This is a genomic window from Aquitalea aquatica (assembly GCF_013911085.1).
GTDB lineage: Bacteria > Pseudomonadota > Gammaproteobacteria > Burkholderiales > Chromobacteriaceae > Aquitalea > Aquitalea aquatica.
The window spans coordinates 268,752-288,124 of the sequence record NZ_JACERN010000022.1; the positions used below are offsets into that span (position 1 = coordinate 268,752).

15 protein-coding genes and 1 pseudogene are annotated in these 19,373 nt (G+C 48.0%); 2 read left to right on the forward strand and 14 right to left on the reverse strand.

The features are described from left to right. Positions 1 to 161 precede the first annotated feature (161 nt). Together gltB and H2Z84_RS07105 are read left to right on the forward strand one after the other, a co-directional pair. Positions 162 to 4,610, forward strand: a complete 4,449-nt coding sequence (gene gltB, locus H2Z84_RS07100) for a glutamate synthase large subunit (protein ID WP_181835354.1) — start codon at positions 162 to 164, stop codon at positions 4,608 to 4,610. An 88-nt stretch (positions 4,611 to 4,698) separates the two neighbouring features. Beyond that, positions 4,699 to 6,114 carry an FAD-dependent oxidoreductase gene (locus H2Z84_RS07105; protein ID WP_181835355.1) on the forward strand — a complete coding sequence of 472 codons (1,416 nt, stop codon included), beginning with the start codon at positions 4,699 to 4,701 and terminating at the stop codon, positions 6,112 to 6,114. Positions 6,115 to 6,202: 88 nt separating this feature from the next. On the opposite strand, the gene rfaE2 is transcribed toward H2Z84_RS07105, so the two are convergent. From rfaE2 to rfbA, 14 genes and pseudogenes are all read right to left on the reverse strand, one after another. Then, a complete protein-coding gene (gene rfaE2, locus H2Z84_RS21595) occupies positions 6,203 to 6,739 on the reverse strand; it encodes a D-glycero-beta-D-manno-heptose 1-phosphate adenylyltransferase (RefSeq protein WP_439823298.1) in 537 nt (178 codons plus the stop codon). 24 nt (positions 6,740 to 6,763) lie between these two features. Next, positions 6,764 to 7,258, reverse strand: a pseudogene (locus H2Z84_RS21600) (D-sedoheptulose-7-phosphate isomerase); the annotation flags it as partial. Continuing rightward, the gene (gene rfaD, locus H2Z84_RS07115) at positions 7,258 to 8,256 is read right to left on the reverse strand and encodes an ADP-glyceromanno-heptose 6-epimerase (protein WP_181835357.1); all 999 of its coding nucleotides are present in this window, start codon (positions 8,254 to 8,256) and stop codon (positions 7,258 to 7,260) included. The gene rfaD and the pseudogene H2Z84_RS21600, both read right to left, overlap by 1 nt. Beyond that, entirely contained in the window at positions 8,249 to 9,169 is a 921-nt protein-coding gene (gene rfaE1, locus H2Z84_RS07120; RefSeq protein ID WP_181835358.1) for a D-glycero-beta-D-manno-heptose-7-phosphate kinase, read from the reverse strand. The genes rfaD and rfaE1 overlap by 8 nt, the downstream gene beginning before the upstream one ends. Before the next feature lie 231 nt (positions 9,170 to 9,400). Continuing rightward, on the reverse strand, positions 9,401 to 10,666 hold the full coding sequence (locus H2Z84_RS07125; protein WP_181835359.1) for a flippase: 1,266 nt from the start codon (positions 10,664 to 10,666) through the stop codon (positions 9,401 to 9,403). Between the two features lie 36 nt (positions 10,667 to 10,702). Continuing rightward, positions 10,703 to 11,830 carry an acyltransferase family protein gene (locus H2Z84_RS07130; RefSeq protein WP_181835360.1) on the reverse strand — a complete coding sequence of 376 codons (1,128 nt, stop codon included), beginning with the start codon at positions 11,828 to 11,830 and terminating at the stop codon, positions 10,703 to 10,705. Next, the gene (locus H2Z84_RS07135; RefSeq protein WP_181835361.1) at positions 11,827 to 12,900 is read right to left on the reverse strand and encodes an acyltransferase family protein; all 1,074 of its coding nucleotides are present in this window, start codon (positions 12,898 to 12,900) and stop codon (positions 11,827 to 11,829) included. Before H2Z84_RS07135 ends, H2Z84_RS07130 begins: the two co-directional genes overlap by 4 nt. Positions 12,901 to 12,932: 32 nt before the next feature. Next, complete coding sequence (locus H2Z84_RS07140) at positions 12,933 to 14,168, reverse strand: glycosyltransferase family 9 protein (protein ID WP_181835362.1); 1,236 nt, start codon at positions 14,166 to 14,168, stop codon at positions 12,933 to 12,935. Positions 14,169 to 14,253: 85 nt separating this feature from the next. Further along, complete coding sequence (locus H2Z84_RS07145; protein WP_181835363.1) at positions 14,254 to 14,955, reverse strand: ABC transporter ATP-binding protein; 702 nt, start codon at positions 14,953 to 14,955, stop codon at positions 14,254 to 14,256. Between the two features lie 9 nt (positions 14,956 to 14,964). After that, positions 14,965 to 15,750: an ABC transporter permease gene (locus H2Z84_RS07150; protein ID WP_181835364.1), complete on the reverse strand. Its 786-nt coding sequence runs from the start codon at positions 15,748 to 15,750 to the stop codon at positions 14,965 to 14,967. Between the two features lie 56 nt (positions 15,751 to 15,806). Then, a complete protein-coding gene (locus tag H2Z84_RS07155) occupies positions 15,807 to 17,102 on the reverse strand; it encodes a glycosyltransferase family 9 protein (RefSeq protein ID WP_181835365.1) in 1,296 nt (431 codons plus the stop codon). Positions 17,103 to 17,105: 3 nt separating this feature from the next. Beyond that, positions 17,106 to 17,924, reverse strand: coding sequence for a glycosyltransferase family 2 protein (locus H2Z84_RS07160; RefSeq protein WP_181835366.1), 819 nt, complete (start codon positions 17,922 to 17,924; stop codon positions 17,106 to 17,108). A gap of 7 nt (positions 17,925 to 17,931) precedes the next feature. Beyond that, positions 17,932 to 18,480 carry a dTDP-4-dehydrorhamnose 3,5-epimerase gene (rfbC, locus tag H2Z84_RS07165; RefSeq protein ID WP_181835367.1) on the reverse strand — a complete coding sequence of 183 codons (549 nt, stop codon included), beginning with the start codon at positions 18,478 to 18,480 and terminating at the stop codon, positions 17,932 to 17,934. A 15-nt stretch (positions 18,481 to 18,495) separates the two neighbouring features. Continuing rightward, on the reverse strand, positions 18,496 to 19,365 hold the full coding sequence (gene rfbA / locus H2Z84_RS07170; RefSeq protein ID WP_181835368.1) for a glucose-1-phosphate thymidylyltransferase RfbA: 870 nt from the start codon (positions 19,363 to 19,365) through the stop codon (positions 18,496 to 18,498). Positions 19,366 to 19,373 lie beyond the last annotated feature (8 nt).

Consider the following 19,373-nt stretch of genomic DNA (forward strand, 5'->3'; position numbering starts at 1 on the left):
TTGCGGGTTTTCCCTGATTTTTTTTCAGAAAATTTCTATCAAGCCATTGAATTAAAACAGTTATTGCGTTGCGGAAAACACGGCAATAACTGGTTGCAAGGTCAAGCAAGTTGCCCTTAGAATCAATTCATTCGATTCACAATTATAAGCAGGACAAAGCAATGGACAGACAGCGCTGGTTGCAGGGTACCCTGTACCACCCGGATTTCGAGCAGGACAGCTGTGGCTTCGGCCTCATCACCCAGCTGGACGACAAACCCAGCCACTGGCTGGTGGAAACCGCCATCTCCTCGCTGGCCAAACTGACCCACCGTGGAGCGGTGGCGGCAGATGGCAAATCGGGTGATGGCTGTGGCCTGTTGTTCCGCAAGCCGGATGGCTTTTTGCGTGAAGTAGCCGCCGAAGCCGATATCGCGCTCAAGGCAGTGTACGCCGCCGGCCTGGTATTCCACCACCCCGACAGTGAAATCGGTGCTCGCAGCTTGCGCCGGCTGAAGGAGTTCCTGGAAGCCCAGCAATTGGAAGTGGCTGGTTTCCGCGTGGTGCCCACCGATATCAGCGCCTGTGGCGAAGCGGCGCTGGCCAGCTTGCCGGCCATTTCGCAGGTGTTCGTCAACTGTCCTTTCGGGATGGACGAACTCACCTTCCAGCGCCGTCTGTACATGGGCCGTCGCCAGGCAGAAAAAGCCAACAAGGTGGACGATCCGTCCTTCTACCTGCCCACGCTGTCGCCGCATACCCTGTCCTACAAGGGTCTGGTGACGCCGGAAAACCTGCCCAAGTTCTTCCTGGACCTGAACGACCCGCGTTTTGAATCCAGCCTGGCGGTATTCCACCAGCGCTTCTCTACCAATACCTGGCCGCAATGGAAGCTGGCACAGCCTTTCCGTTTCCTGGCGCACAACGGTGAAATCAACACCGTGCAGGGCAACCGTTACTGGGCGCGCGCCCGCGAACGCATCATGGCGTCGCCGCATCTGGATATGGATGCAGTCCGTCCGATAGTCCAGACCGATGGCTCGGACTCGATGAGCCTGGACAATATGCTGGAAGGCCTGCTGATGGGCGGCATCCCGCTGTTCCGTGCGCTGCGCCTGCTGGTACCGCCGGCCTGGCAGAATGTCGACTCCACCGACAAGGACCTGCGCGCCTTCTACGAATACAACTCCATGCACATGGAGCCGTGGGATGGCCCGGCCGGCATCGTGCTGACCGATGGCCGCTACGCTGCCTGCATGCTGGACCGCAACGGCCTGCGTCCGGCACGCTGGGTGCTGACCCGCGACAATATCCTCACCATCGCCTCCGAAGTGGGCGTGTGGGACTACAAGCCGGAAGATGTCGTCCGCAAGGGCCGCGTCAAGCCGGGCCAGCTGTTTGCTGCCGACCTGGCCACCGGCGAGCTGCTGATGCCGGAAGACATCGACGCCATGCTCAAGAGCGCCAAGCCGTATCGCCAGTGGATCAAGGACAGCGCCAAGTATCTGGAACTGTCGATTGAAGACGACGCCGGCATCGAAGCCATGGCCAAGGATGAGTTGACCCGCCTGCAGAAGCTGTACAACTTCAGCTATGAAGAGCGCGACCAGATCCTGCGTGTCCTGGCCGAAGACGGTCAGGAAGCCGTTGGCTCCATGGGCGACGATACCCCGATGGCGGTATTGAGCCAGAAAGTGCGCTCGCCCTTCGACTACCTGCGTCAGCAGTTTGCCCAGGTAACCAACCCGCCGATCGACCCCATCCGCGAAGCGGTGGTGATGTCGCTTAACAGCGTGTTTGGCCCGGAACGCAATATGTTTGAAGAGAGCGCCGAACACGCCAAGCGGCTGGAAGTGCGCTCGCCGGTGCTGTCGCATGAAAAATTCGTGCGCGTGACCACCCGGCCGGAAACCTATCTGAAGGCCACCACTTTCGACCTGTGCTACGACCCGAGCGAAAGCTCGCTGCAGCAAGCCATCGAAAAGCTGTGCCAGTACGTGATCGAAGCAGTGAAAGAGGGCACGGTCATCGTGGTGCTGTCTGACCGCATCATCACCCAGGGCCGCCTGCCTATCCATGCGCTGTTTGCCACTGGTGCGGTACACCATGCGCTGATCGAAACCGGCCTGCGCTGCAAGACTAACATCCTGCTGGAAACTGGTACCGTGCGCGACGCGCACCAGATGGCCTGTGTCATCGGTTATGGTGCCACTGCGGTTTATCCTTACCTGGCTTACCAGAGCATCATCGACCTGGTGAACAGCGGTGTGGTCAACTGCAAGATCAATGAAGCACTGCAGCACTACCGCAAGGGCATCAACAAGGGCCTGCTGAAAGTGCTGTCCAAGATGGGTATTTCCACCATCGCTTCCTATCGCGGTGCCCAGCTGTTTGAAGCCGTGGGTATCCACAAGGATGTGGTGGACCTGTGCCTGAAGGGCACCGTGTCCCGCGTGTCCGGTGCCAGCTTCGAGGACTTCGAAGACGACCAGCAACAGCTGCTGCGCTTCGCCTTCAACCCGATGCGCCAGATTTCGCAGGGCGGCCTGCTCAAGTACGTGCACGGCGAGGAATACCACGCCTACAACCCGGACGTGGTGCAGCTGCTGCAAAAAGCGGTACAAAACGACGACTACCAGGCTTACCAGCAATATGCCGATACGGTGAATACCCGTCCGGTGTCCATGCTGCGCGACCTGATGAAGGTAAAACTGGCCGAGCAGCCGATCTCCATCGACGAAGTCGAGCCGATCGAAGCCATTCTCAAGCGCTTCGACTCCGCCGGCATGTCGCTGGGCGCGCTGTCGCCGGAAGCTCACGAGGCACTGGCAACCGCCATGAACCGTCTGGGTGGCCGTTCCAACTCCGGTGAGGGTGGCGAAGATGCTTCGCGCTATGGCACCGAGCGCATGTCCAAGATCAAGCAGGTGGCCTCTGGCCGCTTTGGCGTCACCCCGCATTACCTGGTGAATGCCGAAGTGCTGCAGATCAAGGTAGCCCAGGGCGCCAAGCCGGGCGAAGGCGGCCAGTTGCCGGGCGACAAGGTCACCGGCCTGATTGCCCGCCTGCGTCACGCCAAGGAAGGCATCAGCCTGATTTCGCCGCCGCCGCATCACGACATCTACTCCATCGAAGACCTGGCCCAGCTGATCTTCGACCTGAAGCAGGTCAACCCGACTGCGCTGGTATCGGTGAAGCTGGTGGCCGAGCCGGGCGTGGGCACCATTGCCGCCGGCGTGGCCAAGGCCTATGCCGACCTGATCACCATCTCCGGTTACGACGGTGGTACCGGCGCCTCGCCGCTGACTTCGGTGAAATACGCCGGCTCGCCGTGGGAGCTGGGCCTGTCCGAAGCCCAGCAAGTGCTGCGTGCCAACGGCCTGCGTGGCCGGGTACGGGTACAGACCGACGGTGGCCTGAAAACCGGCCTGGACGTGATCAAGGCAGCCATCCTCGGTGCAGAAAGCTTCGGCTTCGGTACCGGCCCGATGGTGGCGCTGGGTTGCAAATACCTGCGTATCTGCCACCTGAATAACTGCGCCACCGGCGTGGCCACCCAGGAAATCAAGCTACGCTCCAAGTACTTCCTTGGCCTGCCGGAAATGGTGATGAACTACTTCCTGTTCATTGCCCGCGAAACCCGCGAGTGGATGGCCAAGCTCGGCGTACGCAGCATGGAAGAGCTGATCGGCCGCATGGATCTGATGGAGCTACTGGAAGGCGAAACTGCCAAGCAGAACAAGCTGGACCTGTCGCCGCTGCTGTCGCAAGGCACGGTGCCGGACGACGTGCCGCGCTTCTGCATCAGCGATAGCAACCCGTCCTTTGACAAGGGCGAGCTGGCCGAGCAGATTCTGGTGGATGCCTTGCCTGCCATCCATAACAAGCAGATGCTGGAACTGTCCTACCCGATCGAGAACATCCATCGCTCCATCGGTGCCCGCTTGTCCGGCGAAATTGCCCGCGTGCATGGTGCGGCAGGCCTGCCGTTTGGCTGCCTCAAGGTCAAGTTCAACGGCAGCGCCGGTCAGAGCTTTGGCGTGTGGAATGCCTCCGGCCTGCACCTGGAACTGGAAGGCGATGCCAACGACTACGTCGGCAAGGGCATGGCCGGTGGCCGCGTCACCATCTACCCGCCCAAGAACGCAGCCTATGACAGCGGCGAAGCCATCATCATCGGCAACACCTGCCTGTACGGTGCCACCGGTGGTCAGCTGTTTGCCGCAGGTGTGGCTGGCGAGCGTTTCGGTGTGCGTAACTCCGGCGCACTGGCCGTCATCGAAGGCGCTGGCGACCACTGCTGCGAATACATGACCGGCGGTACCGTCATCGTCCTGGGCGAAACCGGCTACAACTTCGGTGCCGGCATGACTGGTGGCTTTGCCTTCGTCTACGACCCGGGCGAGCGCTTTGCTTACCGCTACAACAATGAACTGGTCGACATTCACCTGATCAACGGCGAAGCAATGGGCATGTACCGTGCCTTCCTGCTGGAGAAGATTGCCAAGCATGTCGAGCTGACCGGCTCCGAAACCGGCCGCGCCATGCTGCAAAACTTCGACGACTACGTGGACTACTTCTGGCTGGTGAAGCCGAAGGCCGCCACGCTGGACAGCCTGCTCAAGGATTGACGATCAAGGGCGGGGCGCTTGCCCCGCCACAATAGAAACAACAGGGTCTGCTGCCCTATACGGCCGGACCCGCAGTCAGGAAACGATCATGAGTGACGTATTCCAGTTCATGAAGCTCTCCCGCAACCCCGGCGAAAAAGTCGAAGCTGCGGTGCGCAAGATTGAGTTCAAGGAAATCTACCAGCCGCTGCACCAGGTGGATGCAGCCGAACAGGCCGGGCGCTGCCTGTCCTGTGGCAATCCCTATTGCGAATGGGAATGCCCGGTACACAATTACATCCCCAACTGGCTGAAGCTGGTGGACGAAGGCAAGTTGTTCGAAGCGGCCGAAATGTCGCACAAGACCAACAGCCTGCCGGAAATCTGTGGCCGCGTCTGCCCGCAAGACCGTCTGTGTGAAGGCGCCTGCACGCTGAATCAGGGTGGTTTTGGTGCCGTCACCATCGGCAGCATCGAAAAATACATCACCGACGAAGCCTACAAGGCAGGCTGGCGTCCGGACATGTCCAAGGTGATCTGGAGCGACAAGAAAGTCGCCGTCATCGGTGCCGGCCCGGCAGGCCTTGCCTGTGCCGACGTGCTGGTGCGCAACGGCGTGAAGCCGGTGGTGTACGACCGCTACGAAGAAATCGGCGGCCTGCTCACCTTTGGCATTCCCGAATTCAAGCTGGAAAAGGCAGTGGTTCAACGCCGCCGCGAAATCATGCAAGGCATGGGTGTGGAATTCGTGCTGAATACTGAAATCGGCAAGGACATCGAAATCGAAGCCCTGCTGGAACAGTACGACGCCGTGTTCATGGGCATGGGAGCCTACAAGTACATGAAGGGTGGCTTTGCCGGTGAAGACCTGCCGGGCGTGCTGGAAGCGCTGCCTTATCTGGTGAACAACGTGCGTCAGTGCATGGAAACCCTGCCGGCAGGCGAAGCCGCCGTTTCCATGGCCGGCAAGCGTGTGGTGGTACTGGGTGGTGGCGACACCGCCATGGACTGCAACCGCACCGCCATCCGTCAGGGTGCCAAGCGCGTCACCTGCGCCTACCGCCGCGACGAAGCCAATATGCCGGGTTCCAAGCGCGAAGTGGCCAATGCCAAGGAAGAGGGCGTGGAGTTCCGCTGGAACAGCCAGCCGGTAGGCATCGAACAGCTACCCAATGGCGCGCTGGCGGTGATCCTGGCTGAAACCCGCCTGGGTGAGCCGGATGCCAAGGGCCGTCGTAACGCCGAAATCGTAGCGGGCAGCGAAGAGCGTATCGAATGCGATCACGTCATCATCGCCTTCGGCTTCCAGGTGGAAGCTGCCAGCTGGTTTGACCGTGCCGGCATCAGCAGCCAGCCCAACGGCCGCACCATCGCCTCGGAAAAATCAAAATTCAAGTACCAGACCAGTCATGCCAAGATCTTCGCTGGCGGCGACCAGGTACGCGGTGCCGACCTGGTGGTCCGCGCCGTATTCGAAGGCCGCCAGGCAGCGGAGGGGATGCTGAGTTATTTGCAGGTGTGGTAAAACCTTAAGCAAGTGGCTAATTGAAAATAAGCCCGCCTGATGGCGGGCTTATTTGTTTTTATGAAAAAAATAAGCGGATATTGCAAAATTAACTATTTCGAATTCTGGTAATTAGTTGCGTGGTGCTACGATCATGTTCAAAGGCTATCGTTGTGACAATACCGCCATTCTGCTTTACAAAATCGGCGCCAGCAATCTGATCAAGTTGATAGTCTCCGCCTTTGACAAGTACATCTGGCTTGATTGTGGAGATCAATTGCGCAGGCGTATCCTCATTAAAAATGGTAACAAAATCAACACATTCCAGCGCGGCTATCAAAGCTGCTCGGTCATTCTCGCTATTGATAGGGCGGTCACTCCCTTTGCCCAGACGACGGACCGAAGCATCACTGTTAATACCAACAACAAGATAAGCACCTAGCTTTTTTGCTTGCTGCAAGATGTGAACATGCCCTCGGTGCAGAATATCAAAAACACCATTGGTGAATACAATAGGCATAAGGCCAGCAGTCAGTGTCGCCAAACTAGCATGATCAAATTGGATTTTTTCAGGTTTCTGGAATTGCTGTTCAGTAAAGTGCAAGTCTATGTATTTGCACAAACTATGGATTGAGAACAGGTGCATTTCCTGGATACGTGCGGTTTCATTCGATGGGACACGAATTTCCACATCTTGCTTGCCAAGCATTTTAGCAATCTTACCACCATCCTTCCCCGTGAAGGCAATCACACGCAGATTACGATGATGAGCCGCTTCAATAGCGCGCATGACATTGATTGAATTGCCTGAAGTGCTAAATGCCAATAATATATCCCCAGATTGTCCCAAAGCCTCCACTTGACGGGAAAACAGCACCTCATAACCATAGTCATTCGCAATGGCAGTCACTACCGAACTGTCAGGAACTAGAGAAATAGCTGGTAATGCCATTCTTTCAGTTTCAAAGCGATTGACCAGCTCGGAAGCAATATGTTGTGCATCACCAGCAGAACCACCATTGCCGCAGCTTAATACCTTTCTTCCCATGGAGAGTGCTCCCCTTAGTACCATTGCGGCATGTTGTAAAGGAACACTCAACTGATTCGAAACTTCTTCACCAAGCTTGATCCATTTATTCAAATCTTGTTCAATAATGATGTTCATTACGAATTTACTTTCATCAGATGTCTAATATACTTGGCTACACCAGTTTGTACGGTATGAAATTGATAATCACAACCAATGGCACGTAGTTTTGATAGGTTTGCTTGCGTAAAATTTTGGTATTTCCCGACCAAAGACTCTGGGAAATCAATATATTGAATTAGGCCCGATTTCACGCAACTGGCAAGATCTAAAGGAGCCTCACCAACAATGTTACGGAACGTATTTACAACGGAAAGTGCAACATCATTAAATGGTTGCGCATAACCACTACCTAGATTGAAAATGCCACTCTTTTCCGGGTGGTCATAAAACCATAAATTAACTGCTACAACATCATCAATATAAATGAAATCGCGTGTATGCTCGCCATCGCCACAATCAAGGTAGGCACCAAAAAGTTTTACAGTTTTGTCTTCTTTTAATTGATTGTAATTGTGGAAGGCAACTGATGCCATACGGCCCTTATGCTGTTCATTAGGTCCGTAAACATTGAAATAACGAAATCCGACAATTTGAGATTTAACATTAGCTACTTGTCTTACTACTTGATCCATCAAAAGCTTTGAGTAGCCATAGACATTTAAAGGATGCTCATTGTCTGGGTGCTCGATAAATGTTTGGCCCTTGCCGTAAGTAGCGGCACTCGATGCATATAAAAGGCGAGTGCCATTTTTTTGGCAAGCTCCAAGCAAGTCACGACTGCAGCGATAGTTGACGTCCATCATGAATGCACCATCATGCTCCATGGAATCGGAACAAGCACCCTCATGAAAAATAGCTTCAACGTTACCAAAGTATCCATCAGCAAATCGCTGGTAGAATTCTCTACGATCGAAGTAATCAGATATTTTTAAATCAACAAGATTGCAAAATTTATTACCTTGTTGCAGATCATCTACAACAATAACATCAGTAATTCCACGAGCGTTTAATCCGCGTACAATATTACTGCCAATAAAGCCTGCCCCACCCGTTACAATGACACGCTCAGGCATGGCTCATTAGCTCCTCGATAGTGATGGGTGACGTTCCCATTTTGCCAACTACGATGCCAGCTGCACGATTAGCCAGGTGAGCTGCCTCTTCAAACCCCATTCCGGACGCAATACCAGCAGCCAGCGTGGCAATGACCGTATCTCCAGCACCAGAAACATCAAATACTTCACGGGCTTGAGTGGGTATATGGATATGTTGCGAGCCAAGGAACAGGCTCATTCCTTCTTCAGATCGTGTAACTAGTAAGGCTTGTAGTTGCAGATCATCTCTTAGTTTAAAGGCACGCTGAACAAAATCGGCCATATCGCGTGGGCGGCCTGCAACGGCAGCAAACTCCTCCCGGTTTGGGGTAATAATAGTTGCCCCACGGTAGGGGGAGTAATCAGTACCTTTTGGGTCGATCAGCACTGGTTTTCCTGCCGATCTTGCCAGCTGAATCATTTGCTGGATATGGACTAAGCCCCCCTTGCCATAGTCTGAAAAAATCACGGCATCCTGGGAATGGATACGACTTTCAAACATATCCACCAATGGCAACAGGGTTTCATGGTCGGGTATTTCTTCAAAATCCAGGCGCACCACCTGCTGATGTCGAGCAAGAACTCTCAGTTTGACAATTGTTTGCAAAGCGGGGTCGGTAAGAAATGCACAGCTGACTTTGTTTTCTTGCAGCTGCGACTCCAGTGCACGCCCATCGCTATCATCACCACGAGCAGATAGTAGCGTGGTGGCTACATCCAGATTTGCAACATTCATGGCAACATTGGCCGCACCACCAGGTACATCTCGTGATTTTTGGATATGCACTACAGGCACGGGAGCTTCTGGAGAAATACGGTGGCTATCACCACTCCAGTAGCGGTCAATCATCACATCACCGGTCACCATAATGGTTGAATTTTTAAGATTCATTTTATGCACCTGCAAAAAAAGCTGGAAATTTTAATAAATACGAAACGAAAATTTGATGAAGGCAATCAAGTTAATGTCTAGCAGCCCATTATTTTCATGCACAAAATGAGCTGATATAACACAAAACAGTGTATCAGTTAGTTAAATGACTGTCATGCTGGGAGAGATACGTGATAGCAGATTTCGGGTTGATGCTTGCTGGCTACCGGCTAAGCATATGCAGGTAGCCATTCAAGATGCTTGTTGCTTTTTCTCCTTACTCGCCAGCCATAATGCAGCCAGTTTGAGCAGACAGAAATCCAGAACCATGCGGCAAGTCCAGCTGATGGCGGCACCAATAACGCCAAAATGAGCTATCAGCAGGTAAAGAAGCCATAGGTAGGGTAGTAGTTCTATGGCATTAATTGCTGCAGTAATATGAGAATGACCACGTGCTTGTATTTCGACATATGGCAAATGAGCCATGGAGCTAAAGATGAAGCCAATCAACAAAATCCGAAGTGCTTCAGTGCCAATCAATACATATTCCTCACCCATCCATATTTTCATGATAAAGCCAGACAATATGAAAATAGGAAGGGCAATTGCGAGGCAAAGACAGAATAATATGAAGTGATAATTTTCCCAAAGCGAGCTGGGTTGCTCTATTCGGTTATCAAAGCTTAACCTAGGGAAAAGTGCCTTGGCAATGGAAGCGGGAATAATCAGCAGTCGGGTAACCGCTTCAGAGGCCGAGCTATAGAACGCGACATTCTTTGCTCCCAGTGCATTAGATAGCACAAAGCGGTCGATATATACCATGATGGGGCTGATAATATTGCTGATGGTCAGCCAACCACCGAAACTGAGCAACTCCTTGAGTGTGGCGTGGTCAAGCTTAAAGGAAATAGGTATGTGGCGCTTGCAAAACAGATAACTGATTAGAGCTGCAATGATTCGGGAAAAGAGAATACCTAGTATTGCATAATACAGGCCAGACCCGATGATCAGCATGAGAGCGGGCAGTAAGGCCATTACTACACCGGCTAAGGTTTTCTGGATGTTAAGTTCGGAAAATAACTCCATCCCTTCCAGATACGCGGTCCATACCTGAGTCAGCAAGAAAAATGGAATGGCGATACATAGCAGGCGTATGGCGCTGATGGTATTGTCCAGATGCTCTGGTGATATTTTCAGGAAATGGCAAATTGTGGGAGTGGAAAAAAACAGTGCAGCCATCGCCACTAGACTGAGCAGTATGACAGCCATAGTCGAGGTGGCAATAATCAGGATCAATCCATCCCGATTCTGTCGCGAGCGGCTGACCAAGCGAATGGCTGCTCTGGAAATACCCACATCAAACATACTGGCATAGCCGATAAATGCAAAGGCAATGGTAAATATACCAAATGACTCAATGCCTAGCCGACGAGCTATGAAACCAATGCTTGGAATTGCAAACAAACTGGGGATTATAGAACCAGATAAATTCCAGAGACTGTTTTTGATTAAATTCATTTCAATACTCAAAAGGCAGCATGCTGTATTGCTATATTATTGAGCAGCTGTTGATGAAGTGATTTTTTGTGAAAATTTAATAAATGGAAGCTCAATTATACGGTATGTCACAATGGCTATTAAGTATGAAAGTGTAAACAATAATAAAAAATATGCAAGAAGAAAAGTTATACCATGAGTATGGATAAGTATACTGGCAAGCTGATGGCATATTCTCATCAAAGAAAAATGAGCAAGATAAATACTAAATGATACTTTCCCAATGTGGACAAGTATTTTGTTTGTAAATAAAATACTTGGGTTGATAAAAATAAAGTATATAGAAAGACAAGCAATAATGGTAAATGCCAAGTGAGATTGAAGTGTACGATCAATATTAAATTGTGGCAATGCTAAAATTGCAAATAATATGAAAATTATTGATAAGGATTTAGAGTACTTTATTAAAATGAATGGTGATTTGAATTTTGTAATATTCAAATTAAAAAGGGTGTGGCCCAAGAGCAATCCAGTCATGAATACGGGCAGTTGATTTGTGAAGTTGAAGTATTGAAATGCACTCCATTGTGCGTTATTTGAAATCCATATGTAATTTAACTGCGCGTATGCATAACTCACTATTGTTAATAGTATAAAAGAAATACGAGATTTTTTTATTATGCATAGCATCGTTGGTAGTAGTACATAAAACATCACCTCGTTACTAATGGACCAGCCGCCGGGTACTACAGCATTATATGCTTTACTCGACCAGATGTGAAAAAATGACAAAGTGACTAATATGTCACTGGCTGATATTCCGTTCGGTGCAAATTGACGACTTTTAAATCCGAGAATTGCTAAGTAGTATATTATGCCAATATAAAATGCTGGGGCTATTCTAAAAAAACGCTTTGTTAAGTAGTGTTTTAGGTGAAATGAAGTGTTGCTGGATAGACTAAATACCAACGAAATAGCACTAATAATAAAAAATAGCTGAACGCCATGGCCTGATTGGTCGCCAATGTGTCTAATGTAATCCGGTAATATTATTTCATTTTTCGATTGTTGAAAGAGGGGAGTGATTGATAAAACTCCCATCATTCCAAAGCTTGCATGTGTAAATATGGTCATCAAAATTGCAATGCCACGCAAGCCATCTAATTGGTAATAATTCGTTTTCATATATTTTGAAGGAAATGCTTTAATTTGTCTCGCTGAGTTTTTTCAAATAAGTAGTAAGATATTATAGACACTACTATTGTTAGTGTCAGCACGCTTGGGATGAAAATGGCAAGCCTTATCTTTGATTGTAAGTGGTAGTGCTCTATGATAAGTTTAATTGGAAAGTGCCAAAGATATACTGAGTATGAAATTAATCCTACTTGATGCATCAATCTTGTTGATAAAAATTTTGAAAGCCAGAATTGCTCATCCAATAAAGTGAGTATTAATATTGGCCAAAGAAAAAATAATACAGAACCGGGGATTTTGTTTAAATATTTTGCTATTAAAATAATTACTATTAAAGTAAAAATGCAATTTTTATATTTTTGGCTTGCAATAAATAGCCAGTCCCTTTTTGTGAAAGATTCATAAGTCAGCCATCCGGCTGTAAATAATAATACTCCACGAATAATCAGTGCCGAATGGACAGTGATATTGGCTGGTGGATGTCCTGGAGTGGAGATATCAGGATTAAAAAAATGAGTAGTGTAATAGGCGGATGTTGCACATAAAAGTAAAATTGTTAAAAATCTAATGGCGGAATTGGTTGTTAATGGTGTATTTTTAAATATAAAAAAAACAGGAAATATAAAACAGTAGCAAAAAAATTCAACTGATAATGACCATGCAGGAGGATTCCAGTGAATACCACTAAAGAATGGTAAGGCGTTTATCAATAGCGCCTGCTTAATAAATTCAAAAATGCCAGATTCAAAAGTATAAGAATCAAATCCATATATTTTTAATTTAAAACAAAGAATTGTTGAAGCAATAAGAGTGAGTATGTATAGAGGGTAAATCCGTGCGAAGCGTGATGCGAAATAATTTTTAAAATTTAATGATTGATGATCTGGCTTGTAAACAATGCATAGTGTAAAAGCGCTAAGGCAAAAAAATAGATCTACTGATTCGTTGTGGAATGCAATAAATTTGAAGAATGAAATTGAGGAAAAGTTGAAATGAGCAATTGCTACGACAATGGCAGCAACTCCACGAAGTCCCGTTAACTGTTTTATTTCGTTTTGCACATTTTGACTTTATAGGTTATGAATTCAATTGGTTAATTTTGATTGAATATGTAAGATATAACTTGCTGGGCAATTTTATTAGAATCAGTTTTTTTTGTGCAGATAGGAACTTCGTGATTTTCTAAACATTTTTCCATCCACGTAGTCGTAGTCCACCAACAATTGCCACATTGGTTGGGAGCGATGTTAATATTTTCCGGATATGAAAACCATTCTACATTGGTCGGCCCGAATATGACTAGGCACTTGACATTCAAGGCTGAGGCTATATGTACCAATCCCGACTCGGCATCCAGATGTAATGATGCCCCTGCAATGATTGCTGTGGATTCGGCAAAGCTTATTTTATCTTTCAGATTAATATCTATATTTTCGATTGTACTGCCAGTATTTCCCCCTAGCTGTACAATTGTTAATTCTGGATGCGATTTCTTCAGCTTCTTGGTTATTTCATTCCATTTCTCAGTAGGGACAGCTTTAGTTGGCCTTGCTGAAGACAATGGAAAGTTGCTATCCCATCCGTCGTGGATAGTAATGTATTTTTTTCCAATTAATTCGGTAGGTAGGCTGGCTGTAATTTCAATAGGTAATGCATTGCCACTGTAAGTGATGCCTAGTGTTTGGTGAAGGAATTCATACCGACGAATCCCAGTTTCAACAAGAATATCGGCAAATGCGCCATCCAAGTAAGGGTGGCTTTTAATGAATCTAATATATTTCGCTTTTATTGCTTCAGAATGGGCATACATTTTTAGTATGCTTGGCTCGCATTGTGTTATTTTTTTTAAATTAGTTCCCTTCATGTCAAAATGTACATATTGATTCGCAATCAAGGAGAATTGATAGTATTGTCTTGTGTCTTCATAAGCGGAAATGTGCAGAACCGATCTAAATCCTTTGATCTTTCTGAAAAAGGGCTCAACGATATCAGGTGATTGAAAATAAATATCGAACGTATGATCTTTTAGTTGCTTTGTAAGATCATTAACAAGCCTTGCGATAATGACGGCATCGCCAATTCCGCCTGTAATGCGAACACTAAAAATTTTCTCTTTACCGTTTGGTTTTTTAATCTTTTTATTAATATCAAATTTTTTGATTAAACTGGCGATTGTTAACCTTGTTATATGTGTGAGTGTCTGTATTCTACTTTTTTTAAGACGTAAAGCTAGGTAGCGGCTTTTAATTTTGTTTATTATTGAATGTCCTGGATTAATGATTAATTGTTGCTTTTTTTTAAGTGCTACTAATTTTGAATTGGTTGTCATATATTAATATAGTCTATATTGAATTGTATGTTTGAAAAGTATTTCATTCCAATAATTAGGCGGTTGTAATTTTTCGCTTAAGTAATTATTCAATATTGATAATTTTGCCATGTTCTAAATGTATTTTTTTATTACAAACACGGTTTGTTAGTTCATGATCATGTGATGCGAAAATCAAGATCCCGGCATTATCTACAAATTCATGCAGGCGCTTTTCTGCCTTGTGCTTGAAGCTCTCATCCCCTACGCTAATCCATTCGTCCATCAACAGGATTTCTGGCTGGATACAGGTGGAGATGGCAAAGGCCAAACGCAGTACCATCCCACTGGAATAGGTACGTACCGGCATATTGAGAAAATCACCCAGTTCGCTGAACTCTGCAATCTCATCAATCTTTCCTTCAATCTGGTTTGGTTTTAGCCCCAAAAACAGGCCACGCAAACGCATGTTTTCAAAACCGGTTGCTTCAGGGTCCATCCCCAGTTGGGAGTCCAGCAGGCTGGTCACCTTGCCCTGAATATCGACATGGCCGATATCCGGTTTGTATACGCCAGCCATGACACGCAACAGCGTAGTTTTGCCTGAGCCATTGTGGCCGATCAGAGCGACGCGGTCACCCTTGCGGATGTCCAGGTTGATGCCCTTCAGTGACTCCACCATGGTGATCTTGCTGTCATGGTTGATGTTGCCACCAGTGGCGGCAGACAACAGAGTCTGGCGAAACGAACGCTGCTTGGCATCATAAATGGGAAAGCGGACAGTAACGTCTTTGAAAAAGATATGCATGGCTATTTTCTAAATCCAGTAGGCAATTCTGTGCTTGTAGCGGCTGAATAGGGCTAGGGCAATGATAGTGCCCACCACAAGGGTGGCGATGGCAAATCCCCAAATCCATGGCGCAGGAAACTGCCCTAATAACGGCTGGCGGGTAATTTCCAGAAAACCGGTAAACGGGTTCAAATAAATGAGATGCTGCTTTGTGGGGGAGAGTTGGTCCACATTCCACAGAATCGGTGTAACAAAAAACAGTAATGAGATCAGGTTGCTGACGATAGGCTGCATATCGCGAAAGCGCGTACAGAAAATACCTGCGAGCACGCCTATCCAGAACAGGTTTGCTGCCACCAGAACAATGCCAGGGATGAATAGCAGGTCATGCCAGTTAAGCTGGATGGGGAGCAGGAATAGCTCAATAACAAAAATAACCAGATTATGTGCCATGATGATGGTGTGGCGCCACATGATGCGGAAAATGAACAGACTCATCGGTAGCTTCATTTGCCTGATGTAGTGGGCCGAGCCAGCAAAACTGTCGCTGAAATCATTCATCATGCCAGACATATATCCCCATAGGATAAGCCCAAGGGTAAGCCGGGGGATAAAGGTGTTGAGATCATTCTTGAATAGCATGCCATATAGCGGGCCCATAGCGGCAATGGTAATAGCCATGCTGATGGTAATCCAGAATGGGCCGATCTTTGATCTACGATAGCGTAGCCGAATATCTTGCCACCCCAATGCCAGCCATAAGTGCCGGGAGTGATAAGCATCCTTGATGTCTTCAATAGCATTGCTAAACATAAATACGCCTGTTTGGTGATAGATATTGGTGATGGGGGAATTCAGTGTGCACAATTTTATTGTAATTCTGCCACTACCGCAGCTACGACATCTCCTGCGCTAATGCTGGCAGTACAGGGAGGAATGTCATAACCAGCAGGGCAGGCATCCATCCAGGTATCGGTCGCCCACCAGCAATTTCCACACTCTTTGGGGCCAATATTGATGTTTTCTGGATAGCCGAACCAGTCCAGATTGGTAGGGCCAAACATGACCACGCTCTTTACCCCTAGTGAAATACCTACATGCACCAAGCCGGACTCCGTATCCATATGCAAGCGAGAGCCGGCCAGGATAGACATGGACTCTTTGAATGAAAGCTTTCCCTTCAGATTGATATCGACACCGTTGATATCTCCTCCGGTATCTCCACCTAGTTGCACAATGATCAAATCGGGTCTTTTTTCTTTTATCTGCCTGACAATCGCTTCCAAAGTGGGTAGGGGCATGGATTTGGTTGGACGATGCGCGACCAGCTTGAACTTGGTATCCCAGCCATCATGGATAGTGATATAGGTTTTTTTACTGAGGCCTTGTTGGGCAATGACTTCTGGCGACAGATCAAGTTGAAGCTGATGTCCGCCATAGGGAATCCCCAGCATCTCGTGCAGGTACTGGTAGCGTCTATGCCCTTCTTGCGTTGCGATGTCGGAGAACTCTCCATCCAGCGATGGATGGGTCAGGATGTATTTCTCGATACTCTTGTTTGCCAGAGCGGCATGTTTAATCATGCTATGTAGCTGCATGCCATGCGTTAGATTTTTATCTTCAAATTGGCTCACATGACAAAATGTGACATATTGGTTTACGTTTAGCGAAAATGTATAAAATTTTTGAGTGGCCGGGAAGGCTTCCACATTCAATACATTTCTAAAGCCTGGAATATGGCAAAAGAAAGCTTTTATCGAGTCAGGAGAGTGAAAATAAACATCGAAAATGGAACTGTTTCCTAGCTCTTGTTGTAAATCACGAACCATGCGTGCAATCATGATAGAGTCGCCTAAGCCTCCTGATATTTTTAGGCTGTAACTGATTTGATTGCTTTCCTTTTCCATTGCTGTTGTCAATGGTGTGCGAATGCCGAGTTTTCTCTTTATTTTAATAGAGCTGGGAATGATGATCTTGGTTTTGGTAACCCGGACTCCGATGGCTACTGCACGATCAATGCAATATGCCAATACATGAGGAATAGATTTTGTCTTTAATAGTTGCCCAACACGGCGTCTTCCTCTGCGCAGCAATGGTGTATTGTTTTCAGAAAGTGTTATCATTTGCGAACGATTTTTTTTGATTCGCTCAACTTTTTTATGCATGGTTTATCCAATATTTGCAGTAGTTTTTTGCGCTAATGTTTTTTTGTTGCATAAATTTCTTTTTTTATCAAAAAACCAACCCCATTTGTTGAAATATACCCATGCAGATTTTAAGTGAATGAGTAATAATTTTTTGTTTTTATATGACTCTTTGGCGTGAATGTGGACTACTTCTGCTTGCGGGATGTATCGCAGTCGTCCTATTTCAGCCATTCTTCTACTTAAATCAATGTCTTCCATGTACATAAAAAATCGCTCATCAAAGCCGTTTAGTTTTTGGAAAACATCTGTACGAAAAGCAAAAAGACAACCACTTGCATTAGAAAGCTCAAAAGGTTTGTCTGGATCCAGCCACTGCATTTCATAGTCATAATCTAACATTTTGCTTAACGGGGGCAGAAAGCGCCGGGCAAGCAAATTGATAGGTGTGGGTAACAACTTGGTCAGCCGTTGTAGGCGGCCATCTGGATAAAGAACTTTGGGGCTGCATCCTACTACTGATGGATCCTCTATCATCGGCATGATAAGCAGATTCACTAAATTTGATTCAAAAGTGATGTCTGGATTCAAGAGGATGTGAAAATCACTACGTAGTGATTTGATAGCAAGATTATGTCCTTTTCCGAATCCAATATTTTCCCCGACAAAATGATATTCATGCGCAGAGCATATTTTTTCCAGTTCGTTTGTCGGAGAATTATCAATAATGATTAAATCAATTTTCCTGTTGCTGTTTTGCACAGAATGCAGCAAAGCTGTAATCTGATCTTTCGGATTTTGAAATAGCACCAGAGAGGCTGTGATGCTTACTTGTCTTGTCATTGCGGAATTATGCAAAAGTATCTGCCAGACTGAACAATCCAGCTTGTTCGTCTTTGATTGATAGAATGGGCTGGCCTTGCAGTGGCCATGAAATAGCTAACTGCGCATCGGACCACAAAATACTACGTTCAGACTGGGCATTCCAGTAGTCGTCTGTTTTATATTGAATTTCGGCAACTTCACTCACTGTGAGAAAGCCGTGGGCAAATCCCTGGGGTATCCATATTTGTCGTTTATTGCTTTCGCTCAAGATCACCATGACTGACTGGCCAAAGGTGGGTGAGCTGCGGCGGATATCCACTGCAACGTCATATACTTCCCCCAGCGTGCAGCGCACCAGCTTACTTTGTGCAAACGGTGGCATTTGGTAGTGCAGCCCGCGCAACACACCTTTGGCAGAGCGGCTGTGGTTGTCCTGGACAAATTCCACCTTGCGCCCAATGGCCTCCTCAAAACGCTTCTGATTGAAACTTTCGAAGAAAAAGCCACGCTCGTCGCCAAATACAGCTGGTTCTATGATTTTGACGTCCGCAATGGCGGTATCGATGATTTTCATGAATGGCTTGCTTTCTTACTTCAGCAGCTGCAACAGATATTGCCCGTAGGCATTCTTTTTCAGCGGTTGCGCCAGCTGCTCTAGCCGGGCTGCATCAATCCAGTGCTGCACGTAGGCAATTTCCTCAAGGCAAGCAATTTTCAGGCCTTGGCGACTTTCGATGGTGGCAATGAACTGGCTGGCTTCCAGCATGGATTCGTGGGTGCCGGTATCCAGCCAGGCATAGCCACGGCCCATAGTTTGTACATCCAGCTGGCCTTGTTGCAGATAGTGGTTGTTGACGTCGGTGATTTCCAGCTCGCCGCGTGCTGAGGGGCGGATGGACTTGGCGATGTCGACAACCTGCTGGTCGTAGAAGTACAGACCGGTCACGGCATAGTTGGATTTCGGGATGGCTGGTTTTTCCTCGATGGACAAGGCTTTACCCTGGTCATCGAACTTCACCACGCCGTAGCGCTCCGGGTCCTGTACGTGGTAGGCAAACACGCTGGCACCTTGCTGCTTGGCGTTGGCCGATTTCAGCAGTTTGGGGAAGTCATGGCCGTGGAAGATATTGTCGCCCAGTACCAGCGCCGAGGGCGCGCCTGCCAGGAAGTCTTCGCCAATGATGAAGGCCTGTGCCAGTCCGTCCGGGCTGGGTTGTACTGCGTATTGCAGGTTGATGCCCCACTGGCTGCCATCGCCCAGCAACTGTTCGAAGCGTGGGGTGTCCTGCGGGGTGGAGATAATCAGGATGTCGCGAATCCCGGCCAGCATCAGGGTGCTGAGCGGGTAGTAGATCATTGGCTTGTCATAGATTGGCAGCAATTGCTTGCTGACCGCCAGTGTGGCGGGGTACAGGCGGGTTCCGCTGCCTCCCGCAAGGATGATGCCTTTGCGTTTCATGATGATGG